The 19,496-nt window shown below is 43.6% G+C and carries 18 protein-coding genes, 1 tRNA gene and 1 pseudogene; 16 read left to right on the forward strand and 4 right to left on the reverse strand.

Annotated elements, in window-relative coordinates; translation table 11 throughout:
* Positions 1 to 132, forward strand: a pseudogene (locus AC13CC_RS00845) (IS5 family transposase); the annotation flags it as partial.
* Between the two features lie 43 nt (positions 133 to 175).
* Here the strand turns inward: AC13CC_RS00845 and AC13CC_RS00850 are convergent.
* The 4 genes from AC13CC_RS00850 to AC13CC_RS00865 all read right to left on the reverse strand — a co-directional run bounded on the left by AC13CC_RS00850 (position 176) and on the right by AC13CC_RS00865 (position 2,879).
* On the reverse strand, positions 176 to 430 hold the full coding sequence (locus tag AC13CC_RS00850; RefSeq protein WP_482875825.1) for a hypothetical protein: 255 nt from the start codon (positions 428 to 430) through the stop codon (positions 176 to 178).
* A gap of 233 nt (positions 431 to 663) precedes the next feature.
* Positions 664 to 1,392 carry a pirin family protein gene (locus AC13CC_RS00855; protein WP_482875827.1) on the reverse strand — a complete coding sequence of 243 codons (729 nt, stop codon included), beginning with the start codon at positions 1,390 to 1,392 and terminating at the stop codon, positions 664 to 666.
* A 105-nt stretch (positions 1,393 to 1,497) separates the two neighbouring features.
* Positions 1,498 to 2,112, reverse strand: coding sequence for a ribosome biogenesis GTP-binding protein YihA/YsxC (gene yihA, locus AC13CC_RS00860; protein WP_326278306.1), 615 nt, complete (start codon positions 2,110 to 2,112; stop codon positions 1,498 to 1,500).
* A gap of 2 nt (positions 2,113 to 2,114) precedes the next feature.
* Positions 2,115 to 2,879: an alpha/beta fold hydrolase gene (locus AC13CC_RS00865; RefSeq protein ID WP_293167730.1), complete on the reverse strand. Its 765-nt coding sequence runs from the start codon at positions 2,877 to 2,879 to the stop codon at positions 2,115 to 2,117.
* 264 nt (positions 2,880 to 3,143) lie between these two features.
* Between AC13CC_RS00865 and mraZ the strand changes: the two genes are divergently transcribed.
* The 15 genes from mraZ to AC13CC_RS00940 all read left to right on the forward strand — a co-directional run bounded on the left by mraZ (position 3,144) and on the right by AC13CC_RS00940 (position 19,256).
* Positions 3,144 to 3,599, forward strand: a complete 456-nt coding sequence (mraZ, locus tag AC13CC_RS00870) for a division/cell wall cluster transcriptional repressor MraZ (protein WP_326278305.1) — start codon at positions 3,144 to 3,146, stop codon at positions 3,597 to 3,599.
* Positions 3,592 to 4,494 carry a 16S rRNA (cytosine(1402)-N(4))-methyltransferase RsmH gene (rsmH, locus tag AC13CC_RS00875; RefSeq protein ID WP_482875829.1) on the forward strand — a complete coding sequence of 301 codons (903 nt, stop codon included), beginning with the start codon at positions 3,592 to 3,594 and terminating at the stop codon, positions 4,492 to 4,494. Before mraZ ends, rsmH begins: the two co-directional genes overlap by 8 nt.
* Before the next feature lie 66 nt (positions 4,495 to 4,560).
* Entirely contained in the window at positions 4,561 to 4,878 is a 318-nt protein-coding gene (locus AC13CC_RS00880) for an FtsL-like putative cell division protein (RefSeq protein ID WP_163625201.1), read from the forward strand.
* Positions 4,878 to 6,887: a penicillin-binding protein gene (locus AC13CC_RS00885; RefSeq protein WP_482875830.1), complete on the forward strand. Its 2,010-nt coding sequence runs from the start codon at positions 4,878 to 4,880 to the stop codon at positions 6,885 to 6,887. The genes AC13CC_RS00880 and AC13CC_RS00885 overlap by 1 nt, the downstream gene beginning before the upstream one ends.
* A complete protein-coding gene (locus tag AC13CC_RS00890) occupies positions 6,884 to 8,347 on the forward strand; it encodes a UDP-N-acetylmuramoyl-L-alanyl-D-glutamate--2,6-diaminopimelate ligase (RefSeq protein ID WP_482875831.1) in 1,464 nt (487 codons plus the stop codon). The genes AC13CC_RS00885 and AC13CC_RS00890 overlap by 4 nt, the downstream gene beginning before the upstream one ends.
* Before the next feature lie 8 nt (positions 8,348 to 8,355).
* Positions 8,356 to 9,576, forward strand: a complete 1,221-nt coding sequence (gene mraY / locus AC13CC_RS00895) for a phospho-N-acetylmuramoyl-pentapeptide-transferase (protein WP_326278301.1) — start codon at positions 8,356 to 8,358, stop codon at positions 9,574 to 9,576.
* Positions 9,577 to 10,911 carry a UDP-N-acetylmuramoyl-L-alanine--D-glutamate ligase gene (gene murD / locus AC13CC_RS00900; RefSeq protein WP_482875833.1) on the forward strand — a complete coding sequence of 445 codons (1,335 nt, stop codon included), beginning with the start codon at positions 9,577 to 9,579 and terminating at the stop codon, positions 10,909 to 10,911.
* Between the two features lie 3 nt (positions 10,912 to 10,914).
* Positions 10,915 to 12,120: an FtsW/RodA/SpoVE family cell cycle protein gene (locus AC13CC_RS00905; protein WP_326278299.1), complete on the forward strand. Its 1,206-nt coding sequence runs from the start codon at positions 10,915 to 10,917 to the stop codon at positions 12,118 to 12,120.
* Positions 12,107 to 13,195: an undecaprenyldiphospho-muramoylpentapeptide beta-N-acetylglucosaminyltransferase gene (gene murG / locus AC13CC_RS00910; RefSeq protein WP_482875835.1), complete on the forward strand. Its 1,089-nt coding sequence runs from the start codon at positions 12,107 to 12,109 to the stop codon at positions 13,193 to 13,195. Before AC13CC_RS00905 ends, murG begins: the two co-directional genes overlap by 14 nt.
* Positions 13,192 to 14,541: a UDP-N-acetylmuramate--L-alanine ligase gene (gene murC, locus AC13CC_RS00915; RefSeq protein WP_482875836.1), complete on the forward strand. Its 1,350-nt coding sequence runs from the start codon at positions 13,192 to 13,194 to the stop codon at positions 14,539 to 14,541. The genes murG and murC overlap by 4 nt, the downstream gene beginning before the upstream one ends.
* Positions 14,531 to 15,250 carry a cell division protein FtsQ/DivIB gene (locus AC13CC_RS00920; RefSeq protein ID WP_482875838.1) on the forward strand — a complete coding sequence of 240 codons (720 nt, stop codon included), beginning with the start codon at positions 14,531 to 14,533 and terminating at the stop codon, positions 15,248 to 15,250. Before murC ends, AC13CC_RS00920 begins: the two co-directional genes overlap by 11 nt.
* Before the next feature lie 3 nt (positions 15,251 to 15,253).
* Positions 15,254 to 16,582, forward strand: coding sequence for a cell division protein FtsA (gene ftsA / locus AC13CC_RS00925; protein ID WP_326278295.1), 1,329 nt, complete (start codon positions 15,254 to 15,256; stop codon positions 16,580 to 16,582).
* A 29-nt stretch (positions 16,583 to 16,611) separates the two neighbouring features.
* The gene (ftsZ, locus tag AC13CC_RS00930) at positions 16,612 to 18,621 is read left to right on the forward strand and encodes a cell division protein FtsZ (protein ID WP_482875840.1); all 2,010 of its coding nucleotides are present in this window, start codon (positions 16,612 to 16,614) and stop codon (positions 18,619 to 18,621) included.
* A 99-nt stretch (positions 18,622 to 18,720) separates the two neighbouring features.
* Positions 18,721 to 19,173, forward strand: a complete 453-nt coding sequence (locus AC13CC_RS00935; protein ID WP_482875842.1) for a GatB/YqeY domain-containing protein — start codon at positions 18,721 to 18,723, stop codon at positions 19,171 to 19,173.
* A gap of 9 nt (positions 19,174 to 19,182) precedes the next feature.
* Positions 19,183 to 19,256, forward strand: a tRNA-Arg gene (locus AC13CC_RS00940).
* Positions 19,257 to 19,496 lie beyond the last annotated feature (240 nt).

Below are 19,496 nucleotides of genomic sequence, written 5' to 3' on the forward strand. Positions count from 1 at the left end.
TGGATGGACAGCTTCCGATCGCTGCTCAACAGGTTCGATACGACGGTCGAAAGCTGGAAAGGGTTCAACTATCTCGCGTTCATCGTAATAGCTCTTAAAAAATTCAACAGGAAAAAGAAGAAAAAAGTTTAAACCACTTCAATGGAAGCGGATTGGAATTTCGCCAACTTATCCTTTAATGTTGCGTTTTCGGGCAAGGCTTTAGGATTTTCTTAAAGATAAGGTCTCCCAAAAAAATACTGGCTAATGCAACAACGGGTACTTTGGTAAAAAATATGTCGTTGGAGTTGGAAAAACTTAACTTTGCGTCCTCAGTTTCAACAAAAAAAAAGGCGCCAAGTACCACAGGGGCGGCTGCAATTCCCAGATGTAAAATGGACATGGTTTTTAACAAGCCCCCAGGGGTATGGTTATTGATTGTGGTCTTCATGGTAAGTAGGTGTTTAGCAATCCTAAAACACCAATATTCCCATAAAAATTTATTTTGATGGATATTTTTTACTGATTGTCCGAAATCAATTATGATGCACTGTCACTTCGAGCGCAGTCGAGAAGTTATTGGGCTCAATGTGTAAAAATGAGGTCTCGACTGCACTTGATCTGACAAAGCTGAAAATTTATTGTTTTTTGGACAGCCTCGACAATTTATCTTGGGTCAAAGTTTTAACGACCAATTTTGTCCAGGCTCATCGGAACTTCCATGAGCAATACCCTACTGTTGGTATTTGATTTAAAGTCAAAGGAATCTGTTTCCCAAAGACCAAATCCATCCCTTTTTTCCAATTTTTGCCCATTGATCTCAACTTCGCCGTCCAATACAAAGGCATATACCCCGTTTCCTTCCTTATTTATTTGGTAGATGTCCGTAGCGCCTGCTTCAAATTTTCCCAAGTGGAACCAAGCATCCTGATAAACCCATACACCTTCATCATCAGGGTTTGGGGAAAGTACTTGGTAAAAGGCATTTTTCTTTTCAATATCCCTTATCGAAATCTGGTCGTACCGGGGTTCCACGTTTCTTTTGTTCGGAAAAACCCATATCTGCAAGAATTTTACCTCCTTGTCATTGTTCTTATTGTATTCGCTATGGTGAATCCCCGTTCCAGCACTCATCACCTGAACATCCCCTTCTTTTATGGTGGTGGTATTGCCCATGCTGTCCTTGTGTTCAAGGTCTCCTTCCAAAGGAATGGAGATAATTTCCATATTATCGTGCGGATGCGTTCCAAAACCCCTGCCTGGTGCTACCTGATCATCATTAAGGACACGTAAAACGCCAAAATGCATACGCTCAGGGTCGTTGTAGCCTGCAAAACTAAAAGTATGATGGGAGTTCAGCCAGCCGTGATCAGCATGGCCGCGAGTTGTTGCTTTGTGCAATACAGATTTCATAGTATCAATCTTTTATTTAAAAATAGCTGTTTTCAGATATAGGGTCAGTCGTAAAACACAGCATTATCTTACCGCTCTATAGATCCCGGGAATAAAACATATAAACTATTTGTTGCTCTGGAAAAACTCTTGGTTGATGCCGTCAATAAAATCCAAAAGTTCTTCCCTGCCCATCCGGTTTGTGGAGGAAGTGGTGAAATGTGGAGGAACTTCTTCCCAAGCACCTTCCAATAATTTTTGAAGGTAGGCATTGGCCTGTTTTTCAATAACGGCAGGTTTTAGTTTGTCCGCTTTGGTGAAAATAATGGCAAATGGAATCTGGTTGGTGCCCAGCCATTCCATAAATTCCAGGTCTACAGGTTGTGGTTCATGCCGGATATCCACCAAAACAAAACCACAGACAAGTTGCTTTCTTTTTTGAAAGTACTCCGTGATGTACTTCTGAAATGTTCTTTTGTCTTTTTTGGAAACCTTGGCGTAGCCGTAACCGGGCAAATCTACCAAAAACCAATTGTTGTTGATCTTAAAATGGTTGATGAGCTGTGTTTTACCTGGCCGACCCGATGTTTTGGCCAACGCTTTGCGTTCCACCAACATATTGATCAACGAAGACTTCCCTACATTTGACCTGCCGATAAAGGCGTATTCCGGTAAAGGTTCGTTGGGGCATTTGGCAACATTGGAGTTGCTCATTACAAATTCTGCAGAGGTGATTTTCATGCCTAGAAGTTACGCTTTTTCAGCCAAGCTTCCAGAATATGGTTAAAATCGTTGGGGTGCTCCATCATAGGGGCATGACCGCATTTTTCTATCCAATAAAGGTCTGAATCCGGTAATAATTCATGGAATTCCTTGGCTACGTTTGGTGGCGTCACTGTATCATTTTCTCCCCAAATAATACAAGTTGGCGTCTTCATGTGGGGAAGATCTTTGGACATATTGTGCCGGATGGCACTTTTGGCAATGGCCAGTGTCTTTACCAGTTTCATCCTATCGTTTACCGTGGCAAAAACCTCGTCCACAATTTCTTTAGTGGCCACTTTGGGGTCGTAAAATACGTCCTCAGCCTTCTTTTTTATGAACTCATAGTCACCACGTTTGGGGTATCCATCACCCATGGCACTCTCGTAAAGTCCGGAACTACCTGTAATAACCAATGCTTTGACCATTTCCGGGAACATCTTGGTGTGCAATAGCCCAATGTGTCCACCAAGGGAATTTCCCAGCAGAATAACATCCTTCAATCCTTTATGTTCGATAAACCCTTCCAAAAATGTCGCAAAGTTCTTTACCGTGGTTTTTAGGAGCGGCATGTCGTAAATGGGCAGCTCGGGAATAAGCACCTGATATCCTTTAGAGGGGAAATATTCGGATACACCCTGGAAGTTGCTCAACCCCCCCATCAGACCGTGCAATATAATCATGGGAGTCCCTTCTCCCTTTTCTATATATCGGTACTTGCCATCCTCGATTAAATGCTCTTCCATCTATAGTTAGTTGGTAGTAAGAGGCGCAAATATAGGAATTTCATATCACAAAGATTTTAGGTTTTAATCAGAACTGCGATAAGTTTTTTAATCCGATCAATTCTATTCTTGAATGAGTTTGTGGATCTCAAGTTTGATTTAGGGACGAATCAGGAGTTTTTCATCGAAAAGTGGATAATTTATTAACAAAAGTGGTGTTATGTGGAGAAATGTGGAAATAAAATCTATATATTTGAGTTGTATTAAGTAACCAATTGATTTCTAGTGACCCATATCATAGGACAACATGATTGCAAAGCTGATTCCAAAGGAAGGGTGTTGTTGCCCATTTCTTTGAAAAATCAGCTGTTGCCTGTTTTAAAGGAAGGGTTTGTTATCAAGCGGTCGGTTTTTCAGCAATGTTTGGAATTGTACCCCAAGCAGGAGTTCGATGTCCTCATGCAGAAAGTCATGAAGAAAAGCAAAATCAACCGAAAGTACGATGCTTTCGTGAGAAACTTTGTGGCCGGTATGAAAGAAGTGGGCATTGATGGGGATTCCGGAAGATTGCAGATTCCAAAAAATTTGGTGGAGTTCGCTGGAATTGAGAAAGAGGTGGTTCTGAACGCGGTTTTTGATAAAATCGAGATTTGGAACAAGGATAAGTACGAGAAGGTCTTGGCGGAAGGCGAGAAGGATTATGCCGATCTGGCCGAGGAGATTTTTGACGACGATGAGTAGTGTGTACCACAATCCAGTGTTGCTGAAGGAGTCGGTGGACGGATTGGACATAAAGGAAAATGGGGTGTATGTGGATGTCACCTTTGGTGGCGGAGGACACTCCAAGGAAATTTTGAAAAGATTGGGTGATGGTGGAAAGTTGTTCGCGTTTGATCAAGATGAGGATGCCCTGCAAAATGTATTGGATGATGACAGGTTCCAATTGATCAACCAAAACTTTCGCTACCTCAAACAGTATTTAAAGTTCTATGGCATTCGGAAAGTTGATGGAATCTTGGCGGATTTCGGGGTTTCTTCACATCAGTTCGATGAGGCTGACCGCGGTTTCTCCATTCGGTTCAATGCGGATTTGGATATGCGAATGGACAGAAACAATCAATTGACGGCCTTTCAGGTGGTGAACACCTATTCCCAAGAAGATTTAGCGTCGGTACTTTTTCAGTATGGCGAGCTGCGAAATGCAAATGCCATGGCCAAGACCATTGTTTCGGCACGGTCTGGTGAGCCCATCAAAACAACGGATGATCTGAAAAAGGTTTTGAGCAGGTTTTTGCCAAAAATGAAAGAGAACAAAATTTTGGCTCAAATCTATCAAGCTATCAGGATAGAGGTGAACCAGGAAATGGCCGTGCTCAAAGAGTTTTTGGAACAAGTGCCGGAGATGTTGAACAAAGGGGGGAGGTTGAGCTTGATCAGTTACCATTCCTTGGAGGATAGATTGGCAAAGCGCTTTATCCGTGCAGGTAGGTTCGACGGCGAACCCGAGAAGGATTTTTATGGGAACATAAATGTTCCATTAAAAAAAGTTGGGAAGTTGATTACGCCATCAACAGAAGAAATAGCCAGTAACAATAGGGCGAGAAGTGCAAAGCTCCGCATTGCGGAAAAAATATAAAGGGCCAGTCGAAAGATGGGATGTGGATAGATTCCCGTATTCATGGGACGGCAAAAGGAACACAAAATGAGAAAAGGATTGCTGGACATATTAAAAGGAAGGTTTTTGGTAAGCGGTGACGCTCCCAAAAATTGGATGTTTTTGTTGTTTGCCTCTTTCTTGGCGGCTTTGATGATCTCCAGCAGCCATAATGCCGATAGAAAGGTATTGGAGATTGCGGAGTTGAACGAGGAAGTGCGAAAACTTAAAAGTGAGTTTTTTGAAGCCCGTTCCAGTGTGCAGCAACTAAAATTGGAATCGACCTTGCGGGAGGTGGTGGCCGAAAAAGGACTGGTGCCGTCGGAAAACCCTCCCCAAAAAATTAAAGTTAAATCAGCGGAATAGTGGCCATTACCGAAAAAAATATCATGAACAGATTGTACCTCGTGGCGGGAGGTCTTCTTGTGTTGGCCATTGCCGTGGTGGTGAAGTTGGTGGATATTCAGATGGTGGAAGGCGAAAAATACAGGGAGTTGGCCTTGAGCCAAACCGAGAAGATGTTCACCATTGAGCCCAATCGTGGCAATCTTTATTCCGAAGATGGTAGTTTGTTGGCCGCATCCGTACCTAAATATGAAATCCGGTTTGACGCCCAAACCGTTTCGCAAGAAAACTTTCAGAACAATGTGGCCGCCTTGTCGGATTCCTTGGGCGTACTCTTCAATAGGCCATCTTCTTACTACAGACAGTTGTTCCGAAAGGCGAGGGCGAACGGAAATCGCTACAAGTTGGTGGCCCGTAATGTGGGGTATCTGGACTATGTGCGCATCAAACAGTTTCCCCTGTTCAACCTTGGGCCATACAAGGGCGGATTTATTGAGACCCATCGTGTGGTTCGAGAGTACCCTTTGGGTAAAATGGCGGCAAGGAGTATTGGGTACGAGCGCGTGGATGAAAACGGATACTATACCCGTGTAGGTTTGGACGGGGCATTTGGCGAATCCTATTTGCGCGGTAAGGAAGGAAAGCGATTAAAGCAAAAAATAGCCAAGGGACAATGGAAGCCTGTTGGGTTGGACAATATTGTTGAGCCTCAAGATGGGTTTGACGTGGTTTCGACCATCGATATCAATATTCAAGATATAGCCCATCACGAATTGTTGGGGCAATTGGAAAAATATAAGGCCGATCATGGCTGTGTGGTGGTGATGGAGGCCAAAACCGGTGAGATCAAGGCCATTTCCAATCTGGGAAGAACATCTGAAGGAAAGTATTACGAAAAGTTGAACTATGCCGTGGGTGAATCCCATGAACCGGGTTCCACTTTTAAATTGATGTCCTTAGTGGCCGCCTTGGAAGATAAGGTAATCGACACCAGTACCGTCATTGATACGGAAAAAGGTAGGTATCGGATTTATGATGGAGTCGTAAAGGATTCAAAATGGGGCGGATACGGAAAGATAAGCGTAGCTAAGGCTTTTGCGGTTTCCTCCAATACGGCTTTTGCGAAGATCATCAATGAGAATTATAAGCAACAGCCCGAGAAATTCGTCAACCGCTTGATGAACATGGGACTCCATAAAAAATTGGACTTGCCAATCATTGGTGAGGGCGATCCGGTAATCCGTTACCCCGGTGATAAAGGTTGGTCTGGAATTTCGTTGGGATGGATGTCGCACGGGTACGAAGTGTCGTTGACCCCGATTCAGACCTTGGCCTTCTACAATGCCATTGCCAACGACGGCGAATATGTAAAACCTCGGTTGATTCAAGAAGTACGTGAAGGCAACAAGGTTTTGAAGCGATTTGACAAGGAGGTGTTGAACTCTTCCATCTGTTCCAAAGAAACGGTAGAAAAGGCGCAACAATTATTAAAGGATGTAGTGGAAAAGGATTATGGTACAGGGCATAAACTGTACTCCAAAAACTTTTCAATGGCGGGAAAAACGGGTACCACACAAAAAAACTATGTGGAAAAGAACCCGGATAAATTGGCCTATATCTCATCATTTGCAGGATACTTTCCAGCGGACAATCCAAAATATTCGTGCATTGTGGTAATTCACGAACCCGATAAGGAAGAAGGATATTATGGAGCCGATGTTTCCGGTCCGGTATTCAAATCCATGGCGCAGAAAATACATGCCATTTCACCTATGGTAGATGAGGTGGACATCAATGTTATTGAAGATAAAGACTTGGAGCAACAGTACCAACAATACTATGCCCAAGTCCAAAAAAAATACAATACCGTGCCCAACGTAAAGGGTATGAGTGGTATGGATGCCGTTTCCCTGTTGGAAAATCTGGGAATTAAAGTAGAGGTGCACGGCAATGGAAAAGTAAAGTATCAATCGGTAAACCAAGGGACCAACATAAAGCAGGTCAAGAAAATTGTATTGCAACTCTCATGAAGTTATTGAAGGACATATTATATGGTGTAAGCCTTTCCGCGGTGAGCGGAGATACCAATGTGATGGTGAACAATGTTCATTTCGATTCCAGAAAAGTGGAGATGGACGATGTGTTTGTTGCCGTTCGTGGTACCCTTACCGATGGGCACAAATACATTCAAAAGGCCGTAGATTCCGGGGCAAGAGCCATAGTGTGCGAAGAACTTCCCGAGTTAATGGTCAATGGGGTCACCTATTTGCAGGTGGCCAATTGCAAGAGTGCTCTGGCTGTTATTGCTTCCAATTTTTATGATAATCCATCCAAGAATTTAAAACTGGTCGGGGTTACGGGCACCAATGGAAAGACCACCGTTACCACGCTTTTGTACCATCTGTTCAAAAAAGCAGGTTTTAAGGTGGGATTGATTTCCACCATAAAGGTAATGGTGGACGATAGCGAGTACAAGACCACCCATACGACCCCCGATGTGATCACCATCAACGATTATTTGTCCAAGATGAATGCAGCAGGTGTGGAGTTCTGTTTTATGGAGGTGAGTTCCCATGGAATTCATCAAAAAAGGGCAGAAGGGCTTTGTTTTGAAGGAGCCATCTTTACCAATCTGTCCCACGACCATTTGGATTACCACAAAACGTTTGCGGACTACAGGGACACCAAGAAAAAATTGTTCGATGGTTTGCCAAAAACCGCGTTTGCCTTGGTCAATATCGATGATAAAAACGGCTTGGTGATGCTACAGAACACCAAAGCCAAAAAATACACTTATGCCTTAAAATCCTTTGCCAATTACAGGGGGCGGATATTGGAAAAGCAGTTCAACGGTCAACTTTTAAAGGTGGACGATAACGAATTGTGGTCCAAACTCATTGGGGACTTTAATGCGTACAACTTACTCGCCATATATGCCACGGCCGACATTTTGGGACTCGAAAAGATGGAGACCCTCAGGCTGATGAGCGAACTGGACAACGTGGATGGCAGGTTCCAATATTATATATCAAAAGATAAGATAACGGCTATTGTTGATTATGCCCATACTCCGGACGCACTAAAAAATGTATTGATTACAATCAATGCATTGAGGACTGGAAATGAAAACGTCATCACCGTAGTGGGGTGTGGTGGTGACCGTGACAAGTCTAAGCGTCCGGTTATGGGTCATATCGCTTCAGAAATGAGCAATCAGGTCATTTTCACGTCCGACAATCCAAGGACGGAATCACCTACTGCCATAATTGAAGAAATGGAAGCTGGAGTGGAACCCCAGAACACAAGAAAGGTGCTATCCATTGAAAATAGGAAGCAGGCCATAAAAACGGCATGTAAACTGGCGTTGGCCAACGATATAATCCTAGTGGCGGGAAAAGGCCACGAGACCTATCAGGAAACCAACGGGGTCCGGGTCGATTTTGATGATTTCGAAGAAATAAAAGAAGCTCTGGAGAGCCTAAAAAAATAGTGTAGTCCATGTTATACTACTTGTTCGAATTTTTAGAGAAACAATACCAACTGCCGGGTGCGGGACTTTTTCAGTTCCTTACGTTCAGGGCTGCCTTGTCCGTATTGCTCTCGCTATTGATTGCCATGGTCTACGGAAAACGAATCATCTTGTTCCTTCAGAAAAAGCAGATTGGGGAAAGCATCCGCGACCTTGGCTTGGAAGGACAGAAGCAAAAAGCGGGAACACCTACCATGGGAGGGTTTATCATTATAATATCCACCTTATTACCCGTGATTTTGTTCGCTGATGTCAAAAATATATATGTCATCCTGTTGATCGTAACGACAATTTGGATGGGCATTATCGGATTTGTAGACGACTACATCAAAACCTTTAAAAAAGATAAGCAAGGGTTAAAGGGAGGATTTAAAGTAATGGGGCAAGTTGGATTGGGTTTGATCGTTGGATTGACACTGTATTTTCACCCAGCGGTTACCATTAAGGAAAAAGATTCGACCACCATAACCGAAAATTTTAAAGTAGAAAGGGTTTTTGGCGATGAAACCAAAGCGGTACGTACCAATGTTCCCTTTTTTAAGAACAACGAACTGGATTACGCGGATTTTATCTCTTGGATTGGTGAGGGGGCCGAAGATTATGCATGGCTCATCTTTATCCCTGTGGTAATTTTGATCGTGACCGCAGTTTCCAACGGGGCCAACCTTACGGATGGCATTGATGGCCTTGCGGCGGGGTCATCGGCCATAATTGTATTGACCCTGGGGATCTTTGCCTGGGTGTCGGGCAATATACAATTCTCGGACTATTTGGACATTTTCTATTTGCCGCGTGTAGGCGAGCTGGTTGTTTTTATAGCTGCCTTTGCGGGTGCTCTGGTCGGTTTTTTATGGTACAACACCTATCCGGCCCAAGTGTTTATGGGAGATACCGGTAGCTTGACCATTGGCGGTGTTATTGCAGTTATTGCCATTATCGTTAGGAAAGAATTGTTGATTCCCATTTTATGCGGGATCTTCTTTGCGGAATCGCTGTCCGTGATGTTGCAGGTGGGCTATTTCAAGCACACAAAGAAGAAATATGGCGAAGGAAAGCGGATATTTTTAATGGCACCCCTACATCATCACTATCAGAAAAAATTGTATCACGAGAGCAAAATAGTGACCCGTTTTTGGATTATTGGAATTATGCTGGCAATCATCAGTATTGTCACTCTAAAGATTCGATAGATGGGGCGATTGGTGATACTCGGAGGAGGAGAAAGTGGTGTTGGAACCGCCATTTTGGGGCAACAAAAAGGATTTGAAGTCTTTGTTTCGGACAAGGGCGGCATAAAAGAGAAATACAAAAAAGTTCTTGAACATTTTGAGATTGAATGGGAGTCCGGTGAGCATACCGAAGCTAAAATCCTGAATGCTGACCTGGTGATGAAGAGTCCCGGGATTCCGGATACGGTTCCATTGGTGAAAAAACTTGTGGAAAGAGGTGTTCCGGTGATTTCTGAAATAGAGTTTGCATCAAAATATACAGATGCCACCCTGATCGGAATTACGGGAAGCAACGGAAAAACAACGACCACCATGCTTACCTACCATCTTTTAAAGGATGGTGAATTGCATACGGGCATGGCGGGAAACATTGGTGATAGCTATGCCAAAATGGTGGCTGAGCAAGATTTTGAGCATTATGTGTTGGAAATAAGCAGCTTTCAGTTGGACGGTATTGTGGATTTTAAACCACATATCGCTGTGATCACCAACATAACACCAGATCATTTGGATAGATATGATTACAAGTTTGAAAATTATATCGCATCCAAATTCAGAATAGCCATGAATCAGGACAAGAACGATTACCTGATTTATGATGCCGATGATGAAGTGATTGGGGATTGGTTGAAGAAACATCCTGTTCAATCCAAATTGATTCCTTTTTCCATAAAAGGAAAACTGGAAGAAGGAGCTTGGCTGGAAAACAAAACGATAAAAATAAAATTAGAACATAAAACCTTGGAAATGAGTAAAGATATTTTGGCCTTAAAAGGGCAGCACAACGTAAAGAACACAATGGCAGCTAGTATGGCGGCCATGCTGGTCAAGGTCAGAAAAGAGACAATTCGCCAGAGTATCCAATCTTTTCAGGGGGTACCCCATAGATTGGAAAATGTATTGAAGATCAACCATGTGGAATACATCAACGACTCCAAGGCGACCAACGTGAATGCCACTTTTTATGCTTTGGATGGCATTAAAAAGCCCATTGTTTGGATTGCAGGGGGCGTGGATAAAGGAAACGATTATTCCGAGTTGATGCCATTGGTAAGGGAAAAGGTAAAGGCCATTGTTTGCTTGGGAGCGGATAGTTCCAAGTTAAAGGATGCTTTCGGAAACGTTATCGACCTTATGGTCGAGACCTATTCCATGGAGGAGGCTGTAAAAGTGGCCTATAAGATCGCCGAGCGGGGAGACGCCGTTTTGTTGTCGCCCGCCTGTGCCAGTTTCGACCTTTTCAAAAATTATGAAGATCGGGGAGATCAATTTAAAAACGCGATAAAAAATTTGTAGAACGTGTTGGCAATATTCAAAAATCTGAAAGGTGATAAAGCCATTTGGGGCGTAGTGGCCCTCTTGGCCCTTTTCTCATTTTTGCCAGTGTACAGTGCCAGTACCAATTTGGTCTACGTCAATGGCGATGGGACCACTTTGGGGCATTTGGTAAAACATGCTGTGCTCTTGTTCTTGGGCTTCGGCATTATTTATGCCGTGCACAAGATACCTACACATTACTTTAAAGGGCTGTCCATAATTGCCATGCCCATTGTAATATTACTGTTGATTTACACACTGACCGTGGAAACACGCATTGGTGGAGTGACCGCAAACCGCTGGATTAAAATTCCATTGGTGGGTGTAAACTTTCAAACATCAACTTTGGCAGCAGTGGTCTTGATGATTTGGATTGCCAGGTACCTGACCAAGATCAAGGATACAAGAATCACGTTCAAGGAAAGTATTTTACCGCTTTGGTTGCCTGTCGCCCTTGTGGTTCTGTTGATTTTGCCCGAAAACTTTTCAACCGCCGCCATTATCAGTTTAATGGTGTTGGTGTTGTGTTTTTTGGGGGGGTATCCTTTAAAATATTTGTTCGCCATGGTGGCAACAGGGATTGTATTTGCGGGCATGTTCCTGTTTGTACTTTTCAAGGCCCCCGAGGTGTTACCGGCCAGGGCGGGGACATGGAAATCACGGATAGAAACCTTTATCCACCCAGAGCAAGCGGATAAAGATGATCTGCACCAGCTGACCTTGGCGCAGATTGCCGTTGCCGAAGGTGGCGTAGTGGGCAAGGGGGCAGGAAAGAGCGTAATGAAGAATATGTTGTCCCAAAGTACGTCGGATTTCATTTTTGCCATTATCATAGAGGAATATGGCTTGTTGGGAGGAGGGGCATTGCTGTTTTTCTATCTGTTACTGTTATTTCGGATTGTGGTCGTGGCACACTCGTCCAAAACGGTTTTTTCAAAATTACTGGTGATAGGCGTGGGATTGCCGATCGTGTTCCAAGCTTTCATCAATATGGCGGTAGTGGTACAGCTATTTCCGGTTACGGGGCAACCGCTGCCTTTGATCAGTATGGGAGGAACCTCGATTTGGATGACCTGTATGGCAATTGGGATCGTACTAAGTGCTAGCAATAGAAAAGAAAATTTGGAGGAGGAATCCCACGGAATGGATGAAACGAACCCTTTAGAAGTATTAAGTGGACAACTATAGGTTTATACTTTCTGGAGGAGGAACGGGAGGACATATTTATCCTGCGGTGGCCATTGCGAACGAGCTGAAGAAAAGATACCCTGATGCGGAATTTTTGTTCGTTGGAGCCAAGGACAAAATGGAAATGGAAAAAGTGCCGCAGGCCGGTTATAAGATTAAAGGCTTGTGGATAAGTGGAATACAACGGAAACTGACATTGAAAAATCTCATGTTTCCATTTAAACTGATAAGTAGTTTGTTGGAAGCGCGCAAAATAGTGAAACAATTTAAGCCCCATGTCGCCATTGGCACGGGAGGTTTTGCGAGCGGGCCATTGTTGCGAATGGCCGAAAGCTTGGGTGTTCCCTGTGTACTGCAAGAACAGAATTCCTTTGCGGGCATCACCAACAAGCTATTGGCGGGAAAAGCGGAAAAAATTTGTGTGGCATACGATGGTATGGAACGTTTTTTTCCAAAGGAAAAGATTGTAAAGACCGGAAATCCCATCCGAACCGATTTGGTGGATGTAAAAGAAAACAAGCAAGAAGCGAGCAACTTTTTTGGACTGGATGGAAACAAAGAAACAGTTCTTGTTTTGGGAGGTAGCCTTGGGGCTCGAAGAATCAACCAGTTGATTGAAAAGGAGCTCGAATTTTTTGCGGGGCAAGGATTGCAGGTCCTTTGGCAATGTGGTAAACTATATCATAAGGAGTATAAAAAATACAATTCCGGGTCCGTAAAGGTATCGGCCTTTGTAAACCGAATGGATTTGGCCTACGCGGCAGCAGATGTGATTATATCCAGAGCGGGAGCAGGTTCGGTTTCGGAACTCTGTTTGGTGGGCAAGCCGGTGATTTTTATCCCATCGCCCAACGTGGCAGAAGATCATCAAACCCAAAATGCAAAAGCTTTGGTGGTCAAGGATGCTGCCATTATGCTACGGGAAGTTGAGTTGGATGCCGAATTTGAAACCAGTTTTTCAAACTTAGTGGCTTCGAAAGAGGCTCAGGACAAACTGGGAAAAAACATTAAAAAAATGGCCATGCCCAAGGCAACGGAGCATATTGTGGATGAAATTGAAAAATTGTTGAAGTGAATTTGAAGGATATACATAGCGTTTATTTTATTGGCATAGGAGGCATAGGTATGTCCGCCCTGGCACGCTATTTCAAATTTGTGGGCAAGGAGGTTGCCGGATACGACCGAACCCCGACACCCATTACCGATGGGTTGATGGAAAAGGGCATTTCGGTCCATTTTGAAGACAATGTCGATTTGATTTCGGACACTTTCAAACATCCAAACACTTTGGTGGTGTATACGCCGGCCGTACCGTCTTCACATTCAGAATTTCAATTTTACAAAAGCCAAGGATTCAATCTAAAAAAACGTTCCGAGGTATTGGGGATTATTACCAAGGATTCTTTTTGCTTGGCCGTTGCGGGTACACACGGTAAAACCACCACCACCTGCATTTTGGCACATCTGCTCAAAGAATGTGGATTGCCGTTGACCGCTTTCCTTGGTGGGATTTCGGAGGACTTCAACAGTAATTTTGTGTTGGACGGCACTGAATATTCGGTGGTGGAGGCTGATGAATTTGATCGTTCGTTCCTTCGTTTGACCCCAACTGTGGCTTGTGTAACATCCATGGATGCCGATCACTTGGATATTTACGGCACCAAAGAAGAATTGGAACACTCTTTTAGGGAGTTTGTAGGTAGGATCAAGCCCAATGGAAAATTGTTCGTGCACAAAGGTCTTCCTTTGGAAGGCACCACCTTTGGCATTGAAGATGGAGCTGATTACTGCATAGAAAATATTGAAATTGAACACGGCGCCTACATATTTGATCTAATAACACCATCGGAGGTAATCAAGAATGTAAAGTTCAATAAGCCCGGAAGGCACAATTTGCTCAATGGATTAGCTGCTTTTGCGATGGCGGTACAAACTGGCTGTTCGCCACAACGCCTAGCCAAAGCCTTGGGGACCTTCAAAGGGGTGCAGCGTAGGTTCTCCTATCAGATTAAGGAAAAGGACTTTGTGTTTATAGATGATTACGCCCACCATCCAACAGAGATCAGTGCGGTGCATCAAGCCATACGGGAAATGCATGCAGGTGAGAAAGTGACCGTTATCTTTCAACCACACCTTTTCTCAAGGACAAAGGATTTTGTGGATGATTTTGCTTCAAGTCTTTCAGATTTTGATGAGGTGATCCTGCTGGATATTTACCCGGCAAGGGAAGAACCGGTTGAGGGGGTAACCTCACAGTGGTTATTGGAAAAAATAGAGAACCCCAATAAAAAGCTGATTTCTAAATCAGCATTGTTGGAAGAGGTAAGAAACTGCAAATCAGGGGTTTTGGTTGCTCTTGGTGCAGGGGATATTGGACTGGAAGTGCCAAAAATCAAAAAAGTATTGAGTCATGCGCATTAATTGGGATTACATAAAATTGGCATTTTTGTCGGTGGCCGTAGTTGCGCTTTACGGTTTTGCCGAACAAAGAAATCAACAGCGAACAGTCCAGAATGTGACGGTAAAATTTGTTGGTGAAAACAATTTGTATTTAACTGAAGATGCGGTTAATAAATTGTTAATACAAAATTACGGAGCCCTAGAAAATACGCCCAAAGAACAGTTAGTTTTGAATACTATAGAGGAGATTGTGCTATCCAATGACATGGTCAAAAACGCCCAGGTCTATCTTACTGTAAACGGGGAGCTTGTGTCCAAGATCGTTCAGCGAAAGCCAATAGGGAGAGTGGAAAGTGTCTCCAAATTTTATTTGGATGATTTGGGTGAACGTATGCCTTTATCCAAGCACCATTCGGCAAGGGTTCCGATAATTACAGGAAAAATTACAGGGAAAACCCTTGAGGATGCCTATGTGATTTTGGATTATATCAACAACGATGATTTTTTAAGGAAGAATGTCATCGGCATACATATTGAAAGCGAAGGAAAGTATCAGCTCAAATTGCGTATGGAAAATTTTGTGGTGAATTTGGGCGGAGTGGACAATTTGAACAAAAAGTTCAAAAATTTTATGGCCTTTTATGCAAAGGCGGCCAAGGACAACTCCTTGGAAGATTATGCAACAGTTAGTTTGGAGTTCAACAATCAAGTGGTTTGCACCAAAATATAAAGTATGGAACAAGGTAATTATTCAGTTGGGTTGGATATTGGGACTACCAAGATCGTAGCGATCATCGGTAGGGAAAATGAGTATGGAAAAATAGAGGTTTTGGGCACCGGACGATCTAAAAGTTTGGGTGTTCACCGTGGGGTGGTCAACAATATCACACAGACTATTTCGTCCATTCAGCAAGCGGTGGAACAAGCCGAGTTGAATTCGGGCCTAAAAATCGGTTCCGTGGTTGTGGGTATTGCGGGTCAGCATATTCGAAGCCTGCACCACAGCGATTACATAACCCGACCCAATTCCGAAGAGGTAATTGATAATGAAGATTTGGACAAACTGTGCAACCAAGTGTACAAATTGGTGATGCTTCCCGGTGAGGAAATTATCCATGTATTGCCACAGGAGTACAAAGTGGACGGGCAATCCGAGATCAAGGAACCCGTGGGCATGTACGGCGGTCGATTGGAAGCCAACTTTCATGTGGTGGTGGGGCAGGTGTCATCCATAAAAAATATCGGGAGATGCATCAAAAGTGCCGGATTGGATTTAGGAAACATCACTTTGGAACCCTTGGCCTCGGCCGATGCAGTGTTGAGCCAGGAAGAAAAAGAAGCCGGTGTTGCTTTGATCGATATAGGAGGTGGAACCACAGACCTTGCCATTTTCAAGGATGGAATCATCCGTCATACCTCCGTCATTCCATTTGGAGGCAACGTGATAACGGAAGACATCAAAGAAGGCTGCTCCATCATCGAGAAGCAAGCCGAGTTGTTAAAGATAAAATTTGGTTCCGCTTGGCCGGGAGAGAACAAGGACAACGAAATTGTGTCCATTCCTGGGTTAAGGGGCCGTGAACCCAAAGAAATCACCTTAAAAAACCTTTCCAAGATCATTCACGCCCGTGTCGTGGAGATTGTGGAGCAAGTGTATGTGGAGATTAAGAACTATGGGCACGAGGAACAAAAGAAAAAATTGATCGCAGGAATTGTCCTTACCGGAGGGGGAAGCCAACTGAAGCATTTAAAGCAATTGGTGGAATACATTACCGGTATGGATACACGAATCGGCTACCCCAATGAGCACCTTGCAGGTGACTCCGATGAGGAAGTTGCCAGTCCATTATACGCAACTGCTGTTGGATTGCTTATGAATTCCTTGGAGGCCAAAAAGAAAAACCGCATAGTGGATCAAGAAGAGATGCACGAAGAAGAGGTTTTGGTAGGCCAAGAACACGATATGGGAGCCAAAACAAATGGGGCTCCGCATACGGAGAGAAAATCCATTTTTGACAAATGGTCAGAAAAGTTGAAGGACTTTTTGGACAATGCAGAATAATAACCTCATAAGAGAAACACAAAACTGTCATGAGTAAGAACACTGAATTTGACAACATAGCTTTTGATTTGCCCAAGAACAAAAGCAACGTAATTAAAGTTATCGGCGTAGGCGGTGGAGGAAGCAACGCTATCAATCACATGTTTCAGGCCGGTATCAATGGAGTGGATTTTGTAATCTGCAACACCGATGCACAGGCCTTGCAAAACAGCCCGGTATCCAACAAAATTCAATTGGGGGTAACCCTTACCGAAGGATTGGGAGCGGGAGCCAACCCCGAGGTAGGAGAGCAGGCAGCCTTGGAAAGCATGGAAGATTTAAAGGCTATGCTGGACAACAACACCAAAATGGCATTCATTACCGCAGGAATGGGCGGGGGGACCGGTACTGGAGCAGCCCCTGTTATTGCTAAGATAGCCAAGGAAATGGATGTTCTTACGGTAGGCATTGTTACCATGCCTTTCCAGTTTGAAGGTGCCATGCGTAACAAACAGGCCCAGATTGGGATCGAGAAACTGCGTGCCAACGTGGATTCATTAATTGTAATCAACAACAACAAACTTAGGGAAGTATACGGTAATCTTGGGTTTAAGGCCGGTTTCTCTAAGGCGGATGAGGTATTGGCCACTGCGGCAAGAGGTATCGCAGAGGTAATTACCCACCACTACACACAGAATATTGACCTTAGGGATGCCAAGACCGTACTTTCCAATAGCGGAACGGCCATTATGGGGTCGGCGGCAGCTTCAGGCTCGGCAAGGGCTACCGAAGCCATTATGAAGGCACTGGATTCCCCATTGCTGAACGATAACAAAATCAATGGAGCCAAAAACGTATTATTGCTCATTGTTTCCGGTTCCCAAGAGATCACCATTGACGAAATCGGGGAAATCAACGATCATATCCAGATTGAGGCCGGTCATGGAGCCAACATCATTATGGGGGTAGGTGAAGATGAAAATCTAGGTGAAGCCATTGCTGTAACGGTGATTGCCACAGGTTTTAATGTGGATCAGCAGGATAATATTGTAAATACGGAGTCCAAAAAGGTATTTTACACCTTGGAAGATGAGCAAACAGCAGAACAAGACCTAACTCCCGAAGCTACATCGGTACAGGAAGTTAAAGCGGAAAAAAGAACGGTTGCTGAACCAGAACCAGAACCAGCACCTGAGCCAGAACCAACGGTAGTGAAGCATACATTGGATATGGAGGATGGAAAAGAAGACGCCTCCCCAAAAATGCAGGCCAAGAATCCAGAATTGATCCCAACGACCAACTATATCCGAAACTTCAATGTGTTTTACGAGGAAGTGGTTGCCGAACCGGTAGAGGATGATTTTGTGATCATTGAAGCTAAAAATGTAATCAACAATATTGATGTAGAAGATGCTGAAGAAGTATCTCCTAAGAGCAGTGAGGACCAGTTCACCTTAAGCTTTGATATGCCCTTGAATAGTCAACCTGAAGAGGAAGAGGAGGAAAAAGAACATACGGTAACCTTTAACTTGGATGATGGTATAGGGGATGTGGAAGTGAACGATTATGTGGAGGTTAAGCCCGTTTTGGAATATAAGAAAGAAGGTGAGACCCGATACGACCTACAAGAGTACATGGAGTTGGAAAACAAATTGACAGGGGCCAAATCCAAAGCGGAAACCCATGAGCCAAAACTGGTGGAGAACGAACTTGTTTTTGAGAAGAAAACCGTAAAAAAGGCTGAAGGAAAAATTGAAGGTTCTGGACAAAACGAAGAGACCATCAATAATCTGGACCCAATGAACAGTTCCATCAGCGATATTTTGAAGGATCGTGCAGATGAGCGCAGAAGAAAGTTGAAAAACTTCAACTACAAGTTCCAGAATAATAGGAACAGTATAGACGATATTGAAAAAGAGCCGGCATACAAACGCCAAGGAGTGGACCTAAACGATGTTCCAAGGGAGCAAAAGGTGTCAAGAACATCATTGGGTGAGGACAGCAATGATGATTTGCAATTGCGTTCCAACAACTCTTTTTTGCACGATAATGTTGATTAGTAGTGTTTAAATTAATGTCCATTTAAATGGAAAGCATAAACCCGGAAGTAGCGAAACTTACGGGTTTATTTTTTATCTTCGCGAACTAAATCAGAACACATGGGTTTGCAAGAAAAGGTGATGATAGAAATGAAGGCCGCGATGAAGGCAAAAGATACCGTTGCCTTGGAATCATTGCGAGCAGTTAAGTCCGCTATCTTGTTGGCAAAGACCGATAAGGGTGGTGGTGCTGAATTGTCCGAGGAAGACGAAATTAAACTGGTTCAAAAATTGGTGAAGCAACGCAAGGACAGTGCGGCGATTTACCAAGAACAGGGCCGTGGGGACTTGGCGGAACCCGAACTGGCACAAGTGGCCGTTATCGAAAAGTTTTTGCCAGAGCAACTTACCGAAGAAGAAATAGAAAAAGTAGTTGTAATGGCCATTGACTCTGTTGGTGCTTCGGGCATGAAAGACATGGGCAAGGTAATGGGAATTGTTTCCAAGGAATTGGCCGGACAGGCCGACGGGAAGACCATTTCTGCCATCGTCAAAGCAAAATTGAGTTCATAAATAGTAAATGGCCCAGTAGTTCAACTGGATAGAATATCAGATTTCGGCTCTGAGGGTTGGGGGTTCGAATCCTCCCTGGGTCACTTTTTAAGTTTAAACAAAATCAAAACCTTGCATATTTTATTGATTTGCAAGGTTTTGACTTTTTTGAGCTATCATTTGATATGGTTTGATTTGACCTTTTTTGGTTTGTAATTCGGTTAGTAAAATTTTATTTTGAAAGTGTTAACCGAATAAGGTTGTAATTGACTATATTAAAGACACTTGGTATTTGACTTTCGCAGGTGAAATCCGTTTATTCGGAGCATTTGTTAGGCAATTAA

The organism is Flagellimonas sp. L-11, from assembly GCF_056857735.1.